We start from the raw sequence: 11469 nt of genomic DNA on the forward strand, positions 1-11469 counted from the left end.
TCCTCGTGCAGAATGCCTTCGTCCAGCAGTTCGCGGATCAGGAAGCCGAGCCCGCCGGCGGCGTGGAAATGGTTCACGTCGGCAAGCCCGTTCGGATAGACGCGGGCGAGCAGCGGCACCGCTTCCGACAGGTCCGAGATGTCCTGCCAGGTCAGCGCGATGCCGGCGGCGGCGGCCATGGCGATCAGGTGGATCGTGTGGTTGGTCGAGCCGCCGGTCGCATGCAGGCCGACGACGCCGTTGACGATCGAGCGCTCGTCAATCATGCGGCCGACCGGCGTATAGTCATTGCCGAGCGCGGTGATCGACAGCGCGCGCCGCGCCGCTTCCCTTGTCAGTGCGTCGCGCAGCGGCGTGCCGGGATTGACGAAGGAGGCGCCTGGCGTGTGCAGGCCCATGATCTCCATCAGCATCTGGTTGGAGTTGGCAGTGCCGTAGAAGGTGCAGGTGCCCGGCCCGTGATAGGACTTGGATTCGGCCTCGAGCAGTTCGGCCCGCCCTGCCTTGCCTTCGGCATAGAGCTGGCGGACCTTGGCCTTCTCGTCGTTCGGCAGGCCCGATGTCATCGGCCCGGCTGGCACGAACACCGCCGGCAGATGGCCGAACGTGAGTGCGGCGATCACCAGCCCCGGCACGATCTTGTCACAGACGCCGAGGAAGACGGCGGCGTCGAACATGTTGTGCGACAGCCCGATCGCCGCCGCCATGGCGATCACGTCGCGCGAAAACAGCGACAGTTCCATGCCGGGCTGGCCTTGCGTGACGCCGTCGCACATCGCCGGCACGCCGCCGGCCACCTGCGCGATGCCGCCGGCCTCGCGCGCCGCTTCCTTGATCAGCGCCGGATAGGTCTCGAACGGCTGATGCGCCGACAGCATGTCGTTGTAGGAGGTGATGATGCCGAGATTGGGCACCCGGTCGCCGCCGAGCGCGACCTTCTCGGAAGGGCTGCAGACGGCAAAGCCATGCGCGAGATTGCCGCACGACAGCACCCCCCGGTTGGCGCTGCGGCCGGAGGCCTCGGCGATGCGGCCGAGATAGGCTTCGCGGCCGGCTTTCGAGCGTTGGCGGATGCGCTCGGTGATGGCTTCGATGTCGCGTCTGGCGGTCATGGCAACGGTCCTTTCAGGCGGGGTCCCTGAACTTTCCGGCAGCCGGGACCCTCGGTATGGTCAAAATCAGGGCGCCCAGAAAACCTCGACGGCTCTGGGCGCCGCCTCGATCACGGCGCGAATGGGCTTTCTCGCGCCTGATCCCATGGCGCTATCGAAGGCGCTGCGCTTTTCCGCGCCCTCGATATGCAGCGCGATGAAGCCGGCGCCGATGATCCTTGCCATCGACAGCGTCAGCCGCGGCTCGCCGGCGCTTGCCGCATGCACCGGCAGCACGATCCGTTGCGAGGACGGATCAAGCAATCGCGCAAGATCGTCGGCGTCGGGAAAGAACGAGGCGGTATGGCCGTCACCGCCCATGCCGAGCACGACCGCGTCGAGCGGCCAGGGCAGCGACCTGAGCGCCTCATTGTCGGACAGCGCCGCATCCTCGATGCTTGCCGCTTCATGGTAGAGCGGCACGAAGCGCGCCGCAGTCGCGGCGTTCTGCAACAGGTTGGCGGCCACCAGCCCGGCATTCGAGCGCGGCGAGGAGGCCGGTACGAAACGCTCGTCGACCAGCGTCACCGTGACCTTGTCCCAGGCAATAGGGATCCGCGACAGCGCGGCGAAGAACTTCGCCGGCGTCGTGCCGCCCGAGACGGCAAGCAGGGCCGTGCCGCGCTCGGTGACCGCCTTGGTCAGCCGTGCCGCGACATGGCCGGCGAGCGCCGCCGCCAGTTCCTGGCGATCGGCGAAGCTGTTCCAGTGATAGGCGCCGCTCAATTGCTCTCGTGCCATGTCCGCCCATCGCGTTCGATCAGCGCGATCGAGGCCGATGGCCCCCACGTGCCGGCCGTATAGCCCTGCGCCTCTTGTCTGGCGTTTTCCCAGGCGTTCTGGATCGGGTCGATCCATTTCCACGCCGCCTCGACTTCGTCGCGGCGCATGAACAGCGTCTGGTTGCCGCGCACCACATCCATGATCAGCCGCTCATAGGCGTCCGGCGCGCGTCCGTCGAAGGATTGCGCGAAACTCATGTCGAGCGGGATCTGGCGCAGTCGCATGCCGCCCGGGCCCGGATCCTTGATCATGATGAACTGCTTGACGCCCTCGTCCGGCTGCAGCCGGATCACCAACTGGTTGGCGAAGATCGGCCCGGCGCTGTCGCCGAAGATCGAGTGCGGGATCGGCTTGAACTCGATGACGATTTCCGAGACGCGGGTCGCCAGCCTTTTGCCGGTCCTGAGGTAGAACGGGACGCCGGCCCAGCGCCAGTTGGCGATCTCGGCCTTGATGGCGACGAAGGTCTCGGTATTGCTGTCCTTGCCGAGCTCCTCGACATACCCCTTCACCGGCCCGCCGGCGGAAGCTCCGGCGCGATACTGGCCGCGCACCGTGTGCTTCGGCGCCTCGTTGCCGTTGATGCGCTTCAGCGCCCGCAGCACCTTCAGCTTTTCGTCGCGCACGGCATCCGCGTCCATCGACGACGGCGCCTCCATGGCGACGAGGCACAGAAGCTGCAGCATGTGGTTCTGCACCATGTCGCGCAGCGCGCCGGCCTTGTCGTAGTAAGTGACGCGATCCTCGAGGCCGACGGTTTCCGCGACCGTGATCTGCACATGGTCGACATTGGCCGAGTTCCACAGCGGCTCGTAGAGCGCGTTGGCGAAGCGCAACGCCATCAGGTTCTGCACCGTCTCCTTGCCGAGATAGTGGTCGATACGGAAGATCTGGCTTTCGTGGAAGTCGTCGCCCACCAGGTCGTTGAGCGTGCGCGCCGAGGCGAGGTCGCGGCCGATCGGCTTCTCCAGCACGATACGCGAGTTCGGCGTGATCAGATTGTGTTCCTTGAGCTTGTGCGAGATGTCGCCGAACAGTGCCGGCGCCACGGCCAGGTAGAAGGCGCGGATACGGTCGCTGTCGCCGATCGCCTTCTTCAGCTTGTCGAAGCCGGCGCCGGTGGTGGCGTCGGCCGGGACATAGGAGAGCCGGGCGAGGAACGTCTCCAGCTCCTTCGGATCGATGTCGGCGGGCTTCACATGGTCCGAGATCGCCTGCTTGGCGAAGGCCTGGAACTCGGCGTCGGTCATCTTGGAGCGCGACGTGCCGATGATCCTGGTCGGTTCGGAAAACTGATGGTCGCGCTGGCGATGATAGAGCGAGGGCAGAAGCTTGCGTTCCGACAGGTCGCCGGTGCCGCCGAAAATGATGAAGTCGAAAGGATCGACGGGGATGATCTGGCTGGTCATGGTCTGTCCGCTTTAGACGCCGCGCTCAGGTGCGGGGCTGATATATTCTAATCGATTTAAATTTACCAGTGCCATGGTGTCACAGGTAAGGACAAATCGCTGGATGTCGATTGGGTCTCATGTGTGGCCTTGACACTGACGCTACCCGGGGGCTTGTCGGCAAGCGAGGCTTCCGGCAGCGTTCGCGGCTGCAACATAGAACGCGAATGTGACGAAAGCTAAGGAAGAAATCCGTCGCGGCATGCCGCTGCGGGAGTCCTCGCAGGGCAGCCGAGCGGCGGCCTCCGAAAATCCGGGAAGACCTCAATGGGCGGGAAAACCATGCGTCTGGAAAACAAGGTCGCCATCATCACCGGCGCCGCGTCCGGCTTCGGCGAGGGCATGGCCAGGCGCTTTGCCGAGGAGGGCGCCAGGGTCGTCGTCGCCGACCTCAACGCCCGGGGCGCCGAACGCGTGGCCGGCGAGATCGGCGACAACGCGATCTGGACGCAGACCGACGTCTCGCAGCGCTCCGAATTCGATGAGATGGTCTACGCCGCCAAAAGCGCCTTCGGCCGCATCGACATCATGGTCAACAATGCCGGCTATACGCACCGCAATGGCGACTTGCTTGACGTCGACGAAGCGACCTTCGATCTGATCACCGCCGTCAACATGAAGGCAATCTACCACGCGGCGCTCGCGGTGGTGCCGATCATGGAGCGCCAGGGCGGCGGCGTCATCCTGACCACCGCCTCTACCGCCGGGCTGAGGCCAAGGCCCGGCCTCACCTGGTACAATGCCTCGAAAGGCTGGGCGATCACCGCCACCAAGTCGATGGCGGTCGAACTGGCGCCGAAAAACATCCGCGTCAACTGCCTCTGCCCGGTCGCCGGCGAGACCGGCATGCTGGAGAAATTCATGGGCGCCGACACGCCGGAGATCCGCGAGAGGTTCCGCGCCTCAATCCCGCTCGGCCGCCTCTCGACGCCGCTTGACATCGCCAATGCCGCACTTTGGCTCGCCTCCGACGAGGTGCCGCCTTCATCACCGGCGTGGCGCTGGAGGTCGATGGCGGCCGCTGCATCTGAACGCCTGCGGTAGGCGCGGCCAGGATTTGACGAGCCGCCCGGGAACAGCATAAGGCTTGTCGAGGGGGCAGGGTAGCCATGCGATGAAAGCCCGATTGCGCAAAATTCGCAAGAGCCTGTGGCACCGCCACAAGATCTACAGGGCATGGCGCGCCCGTTCGAAAAGCGCGGCGACCTTCATCGGCGTCACCGGCAGTTCCGGCAAGTCGACCGCGGCGGCGTTGCTCGGGCATATATTGGCCAGCCATCGCCCGGTCTACACGCAGGTTCTCGCCAACGCCATCGATGCGCTGGCCAGCACGCTCTACAAGCGCATGTGGAAAGCGGGCGAGGTCGACTATGTCGTGTTCGAAGCAGGCGCCTATGGCGTCGACACCATCAGGCCGATGGCGGAACTGCTCCAGCCGCATGTCGCGGTCGTCACCATGGTCCGCCTCGAACATTTGGCCAGTTTCAGGACTCTGGAGAACATCGCCCTGGAAAAGCGCGCCCTGGTCGACGCGCTGCCGCCCGGCGGTCTTGCCGTGCTCAACGCCGACGATCCGCATGTGCTCGGCATGGCTTCGGGCACCAGGCATCGCGTCGTCACCTTCGGCCGGACGGAAGATGCGGATTATCGTGTCACCGACACGCAGGCCGCCTATCCTGAAACGCTGAGCCTCAAGGTCCGGTGGCGTGGCGGCACGCTCGACCTGAAGACGCTGTTTCCGGCCGAGTATCTATGGCTGCCGACGGCGGCGGCTGTCGCCACCGCGCTGGAGCTCGGCGTGCCGCCCGAAAAAGTCGCGGCGCGCGTGGCGACGTTTCGGCCCTTGGTCAATCGCTGCCAGGTGCTCGTTATCGAGGACGGTCCGCACTTCCTGGTCGACACCGCCAAGGCTCCCTGGCATTCGATCAACCTCGCCATCGACATGGTAGCCAAGGCCAAGGTCGCCTCAAAACGCATCGTTCTCGGCCAGATTTCGGATTATGTGGGTTCGACCAGAAAGTACCGTGACGCCTACAACACCGCGCGCGAGGTCGCTGGCCAGGTGATCTATGTCGGCGACAACGCGCATCGCTCGGGCGCCGACCAGGCCGACCGCGACGGCGGCCGGTTCGTCGAATTGCGAACGCCCAAGCAAGTCTCCGACCACATCAAGCGAACGGCAGTACCGGGCGAATTGATCCTGCTTAAGAGCTCGTCCAACCTTCACCTGGAGAGGATCGCGCTCGCCTGGACCCACGACGTCAAATGCTGGGTCCCGGTTTGCGGAAAAAGGTCTGGATGCCAGGGATGCGGCCTGTTCGAAGTGCCGTTCGAGGAACATCGCGCCCATGTCAGAAAACGCAGGCGAGCCCGACTATGGCAGTGGCTTCGGCGGCTGCTGTGGCTGACCGGCGGCGATGAAGCTCTCAGGCGCCGGTCTTGATGTAGGTCTTGTAGATCCAGCCGCGCTTGCCATTATAGACGATCTGGCACCACTTCTTGCAGCTTATGACTTGCACCGAGGTCTTGGCGGGCACGGTGATCATCGCGGCCGCTTTCTGTTTCGGGCCGGCCCGCATGGTGACGGCCCGTAGAATACGTCCGGTGCTGGCCGCACTGACCTGCTGGGTCTTTGCCTTGCCATCGTCGCCTGCGGATGCCTGCGCTTCCGGCGTCTGCGGGTCCGGCGCGGGAATGGCGGCGGTCTTGGCGCCATCGGGATCGTCCTTTGCCGGCGCCGCGTCGGGCGCCGCCACCTTGGACAGCGATGCGGCGGCGTCGGATTGAGCCGCCGGCTCGGCGAATGCCGTGTCGGATGACTGGGCGGTCTCTTCGGCCTGTCGGCTTGCCGTCTGATCGGATGGAGCAGGCGCGGGGTCGCTGGACGCGGTCTTGGTGTCTGTTGCGGTCCAGCGCGGGTCGTTGGACGCCAGCGCCGGTATCTTGGCTTCCTTGGCGGCCACCACGGGCGACACCGCGTCGGCCTTGCGCGCCGCCTGCGGCGCGGTGGCCATCGTCGTCGCGTTCGCGCTGGCGGGCGCGATCTTGGTTGTCCTGACCGGGATTGTCGGGACGCTTTGCGCCGGGCTTGCGATCGCTTGCCGGTCGCTGCCCGGCAGCGCCAGCCACAGCGCAATCCCCGCCACGCCAAGCAGCGCGGCGGTGCCGACGGCGGCAATCACCAGATGCGAGTTCGACCGCACGCCCTGCCAGAACGACGGCCGCATGTCATAGCCAAACTGCATTGCAAAGCGCCGTCGTTCCGGCGCGCCGAAACTGAAGGGCTCGTTCACTCTAACCACCTCCAATAGGTGGGCCGACGTTCTTTCGATCGGTGCCGGAGGTCCGGCGGTGATCGGCATCGGTCCCAAAAACACAAGCGGGCGGGCCCGCGAAAGTCCCCGTCTTACAGCCCAGAACCCGCATCTTTTGCCGGTGATTGTGGCATCAGTGCGCCCTTGGAACGAATTCTGCACCCTTGTTAAGGATTCTGCAACATGTCGCAGCGGCACGAACAGCCGAATGGAATCAGGCGGATAGGCCGGAAGTTCCGTTCCAGGCCGTGCTTCCCCAGCGTCAGATCCTGTCGCGCAGGGCGAACCAACTGAGCGCCAGGAACAGCAAGGGCGCACGAAAACGCCGGCCGCCGGGGAAGGGCGGGATCTTTAGATCCTCGATCAGCTTCAGCCGGTCGCGGTTGCCGAGCACGGTCTCGGCATAGAGCTTGCCGAAGAAGTTCGACAGCATGACGCCGTGGCCGGAATAGCCGCCGACCGAGATGACATTGGGCATCACTTCGCGCACGAATGGCTTGCGCGGCACTGTGATGCCGACATAGCCGCCCCAGCCATGCGTGATCTCGACATCCTTCAACTCCGGATAGAGTTCCGCGATCTGCCGGCGGATATGGATGTGGATGTCCTTCGGATCGTTGACCGCATAGACCTCGCGCCCGCCGAACAAAAGCCGGCCGTCTTTCGACTTGCGGAAGTAGCGCACGACGAAGCGGGAATCGTCGACCGACTCGCCGCCCGGCAACACCGTGGTTTCCGATCCGAGCGGCACTGTCGCGCCGATGAAGGAGCCGATCGGCATGATGTGCGCGGCGCTCACCGGCTCGAGCGTGCCGCCATAGGCATTGACGCCAATTAGGCATTTGTCGGCGGTGATCGTGCCGTTCGGCGTCGTGACCCTCACCTTGCCGCCGCTGGAGACGATGCCGGTCGCAGGTGTCCGCTCGAACAGCTGCGCGCCGGCCTCGGCCGCTGCTTTCGCCGTGCCGATCACCAGCTTCAACGGGTGGATATGGCCAGTGCCGGTGTCGCGCGTGCCGCCGAAATAGCGCGTCGAGCCCAGCCGCTCGGCCGCCTCCTTCTCGTCCATGAAGGAAATGTGCGGGTAACCGAAGCGGCTTGCCATGATCTCGGCATGCGCCTTGTAGTCGTCGACATAGCGCTGCTTGTGCGCCACCGACAGCTGGCCCGGCATGTAGTCGATCTCGATCCTGTTGACGGCCGCGAATTCGAGCAGGTGCGCCTTGGCCTCCTCGGCGAGGTCGAACAGCGCCTTGGCGCGGGAAAGGCCGTATTCCGCCTCCAGCTCCTCGGCCCAGGCGCGCTGACCGGTGCCGAGCTGACCGCCATTACGCCCGGAAGCGCCGTCGCCAAACCGATGCGCCTCGGCGAGCACGACATTGCTGCCGGCCTTTGCCAGATGCGCCGCCGCCGACAGGCCGGTGAAGCCGCCGCCGACGATGACGACATCGCATTGGCGGTCGCCGTCAAGGGATGGGTGTTCGGGTCTAGGTCCCGCGGTGTCTTCGTACCAGGAGCGGCCAGGAGAGATCGGTGATTGGTAAGGCATGATTGAGTAGGGGAATAAGGGGAATAGGGGAATAGGGGAATAGGTAAGCTAGTCGGCCGAGAGTTTGCGGATCAGAAGGCGGAGAAGCTTCCCCACACTTTCGGTCCCCTCCAGCAATGAAACCGCCGTCACTTTCGGCGCGATGCCGGTACGCTCGGCTATCAGGATCTGCGTCTCCAATTCCTTCAGTGAGCCTTGAGCGATACGCAAAAATTGCTGATAGGACCCCCGGATTTCTCTACCATAGCCTTCCGCGATGTTGGCTGGTATCGAGGCGGCGGCTCGGCGCACTTGGCTGGTTAATCCATAGAGCTCCTCCTTGGGCCGGGATTTCGTCGCCCCATAACCGCCACCGCAAGATCCATCGCTTGCTGCCAGACGATCAGGTCCTAGTAGGAGCCTGTTTTCTCGGTCATTTCCCCTACTCCCCTACTCCCCTAAACATTCAGCAACAAATACTCCCGCTCCCACGGGCTGATCACTTCCATGAAGGTCTCGAACTCAGCCCGCTTGATCGCCGCATAGGTGGCGGTGAACGACTTGCCGAGGATCGCGCAGAGTTCCTCGTCGCCTTCGAACAGGTCGACGGCTTCGAGCAGGCTGCGCGGCAGGTCGATCTCATCGGCGTTGGCGGTGGTCAGCACCGGAGGCTCGGCCTTGACCTTGTTGATCATGCCGACCAGGCCGCAGGCGAGCGATGCCGCCAGCGCCAGGTAGGGGTTTGCGTCCGAGGACGGAATGCGGTTTTCGACACGCCGCGCCGCCGGATCCGAACGCGGCACGCGGAAGGCCGTGGTGCGGTTATCGTAGCCCCATTTGTTGTTGACCGGTGCCGATGCCGCCTGCGTCAGCCGCCGGTAGGAATTGACATAGGGCGCGAACATCACCAGCGCGTTCGGCACATGCTTCTGCATGCCGCCAATGAAGTGGAAGAAATCCTCCGTCTCCGAGCCGTCCTCGGCCGAGAACACGTTCCTCCCGGTCTTCCTGTCGACGATCGATTGGTGGATGTGCATGGCCGAGCCGGGCTGGCCCTGGATGGGCTTGGCCATGAAGGTGGCGTAAATCTCGTGCTTCAGCGCCGCCTCGCGGATGGTGCGCTTGAACATGAACACCTGGTCGGCGAGCTCGATCGGATCGCCGTGGCGCAAATTGATCTCGAGCTGGCCGGCGCCCTCCTCGTGGATCAGCGTGTCGATCTCCAGGCCTTGCCCTTCGGAAAAATGGTAGATGTCGTCGATCAGCTCGTCGAACTCGTTGACGCCGGCGATCGAATAGCCGGCGCCGCCGCCGATCGGCCGTCCCGAGCGCCCGACCGGCGGCGTCAGCGGATAGTCCGGGTCGGGATTCTTGCGCACCAGGTAGAATTCGATCTCGGGCGCCACAACTGGCCTCAGCCCGCGATCGGCGTAAGCCGCGAGCACGCGCTTCAACACGTTGCGCGGCGTGAACTCGACCGAGCGGCCATCCTGATGGACGAGGTCGCAGATCACCGCCGCCGTCGGGTCCTCTTCCCACGGCACCACGGTCAGCGTCGAAAGGTCCGGCATCAACTTGAGATCGCCGTCATCCTCCGGATAGTGGAAACCGTTGCCGTCCTCGGGATAACCGCCGGAAATCGTTGTCATGAACACCGCCGATGGCAGCGCCAGCGAGGTGTTGGAGGTGAATTTCTTCGACGGCATCATCTTGCCGCGGGCAACGCCGGCCTGGTCAGGCGTGATGCATTCGATGTCCTCGATGCCGCGCCATTCCAGCCAGGCGCTGGCCTCCTTCCAGCTCTTCACGCCGCGTTGGTTCTTCAAGAAGGCGGGCGTGCGGGTACGCCCTCCGCGGCTAGACGGACGGACTTCCTTTTTTTCAGGCGGCATCAATCACCAGATTGCGTTGCAGATGGTGAAGTATAGCCGTGGCCGGCGATGGAAGGGAAGGGGAACCCCTGTGCGGTTGCTGCCGTGGTTGAAATTCGCCGTGGCGGGCTTAGGTTCGACGCCTCGCGAAATGCGATTACCTTGGACCCCGACGCAGGACAGCCATGGCCGGCCATGAACTGACGACGATCGGCTTCGATGCCGACGACACGCTGTGGCAGAACGAGCAGTTCTTCCGCCTGACCGAGAAGCGCTTCGCAGGACTGTTGGCCGAGCATGGCGAGGCGGAGCATATTTCGGCGCGGCTGCTCGAAGCGGAAAGGCGCAACCTTGCCGTCTACGGCTTCGGCATCAAGGGCTTCACTCTGTCGATGATCGAAACCGCGATCGAGATCAGCGGCGGCCGTGTGCCGGGATCGGTGGTCGCCGAAATCCTTGCCGCCGGCCGCGAGATGCTCAGCCATCCGATCGAGCCGCTGGCCCATGCACGCGAGACGGTGGAGAAGCTGGCCGGTTCCTATCGCCTGGTGCTGATCACCAAGGGCGACCTTTTCGACCAGGAACGCAAGCTGGCGCAATCAGGCCTCGGCGATCTGTTCGACGCCGTCGAGATCGTCAGCGACAAGAGCGCGACCACCTATGCCCGAATCTTCAGCCGCCATGGCGACGGGCCCGAGAAAAGCATGATGGTCGGCAACTCGCTCAAATCCGATGTCGTTCCGGCCATCGACGCCGGCGGCTGGGGCGTGCACGTGCCGCACGAGTTGACCTGGGTGCTCGAACATGTCGAGCCGCCGAAGGCCGCGCCGCGTTTTCGCCAGATCGCCGATCTTGGCGAACTGCCAAGGTTGATTGAAAGCATCGTTTCTAGCGGCTGACTTGTGCCGCAGCGCTGGAACGGCGGATCCGGTTTCTGCTAGCCGCGCCCTGACCCGATCAGGCGGTCGATCACCGGTTGCAGCCTCTCGGGAGTGATCGGTTTGGCGATCACGACATCGATCACACTCGAGAGACCCAGGCTCTCCGGTGTGCCAGTCTTGGTTGAAAGCAGGATCACCGAGGGCAATGCCTTGCCCGAAATCCGCCTGAGCGCATCTATTCCGGAGATCAACGCGTCGCAGTCCTTGTTGTCGGCGCCGCCGTCGAGCACGATCGCGCCGGGAATGAGGCAGCGCAAGGCTTTCGCCGCCGTATCGGGCGATTCGGAAATCGGCTTCAGCCCTGATTTCTCGACGATTTTCGACACCACGACCCTGTTTATCGGCGACTTTCCGATGACGAGCACCTGAGAGAAATCGGTCAGCATCTCGGCGCCGCCGCCACGGCCCTCCGGATTCAGATGTCTTTCAGTCC

Annotated in this window: 9 protein-coding genes and 2 pseudogenes; 3 read left to right on the top strand and 8 right to left on the bottom strand. The window is 64.3% G+C overall.

Annotation, left to right across the window (positions count from 1 at the left end; all coding sequences use genetic code 11):
• The 3 genes from EN745_RS18955 to zwf all read right to left on the bottom strand — a co-directional run.
• Positions 1–1112: dihydroxy-acid dehydratase (locus EN745_RS18955; RefSeq protein WP_127421995.1), on the bottom strand; the 1112-nt coding region annotated here is incomplete at its 3' end.
• A gap of 66 nt (positions 1113–1178) precedes the next feature.
• Positions 1179–1892, bottom strand: a complete 714-nt coding sequence (gene pgl / locus EN745_RS18960; RefSeq protein WP_127421996.1) for a 6-phosphogluconolactonase — start codon at positions 1890–1892, stop codon at positions 1179–1181.
• Positions 1874–3343 carry a glucose-6-phosphate dehydrogenase gene (gene zwf / locus EN745_RS18965; protein WP_126056463.1) on the bottom strand — a complete coding sequence of 490 codons (1470 nt, stop codon included), beginning with the start codon at positions 3341–3343 and terminating at the stop codon, positions 1874–1876. The genes pgl and zwf overlap by 19 nt, the downstream gene beginning before the upstream one ends.
• A 321-nt stretch (positions 3344–3664) precedes the next feature.
• Between zwf and EN745_RS18970 the strand changes: the two are divergent.
• Positions 3665–4413, top strand: a pseudogene (locus EN745_RS18970) (SDR family oxidoreductase).
• Between the two features lie 95 nt (positions 4414–4508).
• The gene (locus EN745_RS18975; RefSeq protein ID WP_245487767.1) at positions 4509–5825 is read left to right on the top strand and encodes a Mur ligase family protein; all 1317 of its coding nucleotides are present in this window, start codon (positions 4509–4511) and stop codon (positions 5823–5825) included.
• Here EN745_RS18975 and EN745_RS18980 read toward each other — a convergent pair.
• From EN745_RS18980 to EN745_RS18990, 4 genes and pseudogenes are all read right to left on the bottom strand, one after another.
• Positions 5809–6675 carry an SH3 domain-containing protein gene (locus tag EN745_RS18980; RefSeq protein ID WP_126056462.1) on the bottom strand — a complete coding sequence of 289 codons (867 nt, stop codon included), beginning with the start codon at positions 6673–6675 and terminating at the stop codon, positions 5809–5811. The two genes, EN745_RS18975 and EN745_RS18980, sit on opposite strands and share 17 nt — an antisense overlap.
• 283 nt (positions 6676–6958) lie before the next feature.
• Positions 6959–8245, bottom strand: coding sequence for an FAD-binding oxidoreductase (locus EN745_RS18985; protein ID WP_127421998.1), 1287 nt, complete (start codon positions 8243–8245; stop codon positions 6959–6961).
• 48 nt (positions 8246–8293) lie between these two features.
• Positions 8294–8610, bottom strand: a pseudogene (locus EN745_RS36200) (four helix bundle protein).
• A gap of 72 nt (positions 8611–8682) precedes the next feature.
• A complete protein-coding gene (locus EN745_RS18990; RefSeq protein ID WP_126056460.1) occupies positions 8683–10116 on the bottom strand; it encodes a glutamine synthetase family protein in 1434 nt (477 codons plus the stop codon).
• A gap of 164 nt (positions 10117–10280) precedes the next feature.
• Here EN745_RS18990 and EN745_RS18995 point away from each other — a divergent pair, with 164 nt between their 5' ends.
• Complete coding sequence (locus EN745_RS18995) at positions 10281–10994, top strand: HAD family hydrolase (RefSeq protein ID WP_127421999.1); 714 nt, start codon at positions 10281–10283, stop codon at positions 10992–10994.
• A 38-nt stretch (positions 10995–11032) separates the two neighbouring features.
• Here EN745_RS18995 and EN745_RS19000 read toward each other — a convergent pair whose 3' ends face one another.
• Positions 11033–11422: a response regulator gene (locus tag EN745_RS19000; RefSeq protein WP_127422000.1), complete on the bottom strand. Its 390-nt coding sequence runs from the start codon at positions 11420–11422 to the stop codon at positions 11033–11035.
• Between the last annotated feature and the right edge of the window lie 47 nt (positions 11423–11469).

The organism is Mesorhizobium sp. M4A.F.Ca.ET.022.05.2.1, from assembly GCF_003998845.1.
Taxonomy (GTDB): Bacteria; Pseudomonadota; Alphaproteobacteria; order Rhizobiales; family Rhizobiaceae; genus Mesorhizobium.

Coding starts and splice junctions, on each gene's coding strand:
- pgl (WP_127421996.1), bottom strand. CDS start 1,892: ATGGCACGAGAGCAATTGAGCGGCGCCTATCACTGGAACAGCTTCGCC.
- EN745_RS18985 (WP_127421998.1), bottom strand. CDS start 8,245: ATGCCTTACCAATCACCGATCTCTCCTGGCCGCTCCTGGTACGAAGAC.
- EN745_RS18990 (WP_126056460.1), bottom strand. CDS start 10,116: ATGCCGCCTGAAAAAAAGGAAGTCCGTCCGTCTAGCCGCGGAGGGCGT.
- EN745_RS19000 (WP_127422000.1), bottom strand. CDS start 11,422: ATGCTGACCGATTTCTCTCAGGTGCTCGTCATCGGAAAGTCGCCGATA.
- zwf (WP_126056463.1), bottom strand. CDS start 3,343: ATGACCAGCCAGATCATCCCCGTCGATCCTTTCGACTTCATCATTTTC.
- EN745_RS18995 (WP_127421999.1), top strand. CDS start 10,281: ATGGCCGGCCATGAACTGACGACGATCGGCTTCGATGCCGACGACACG.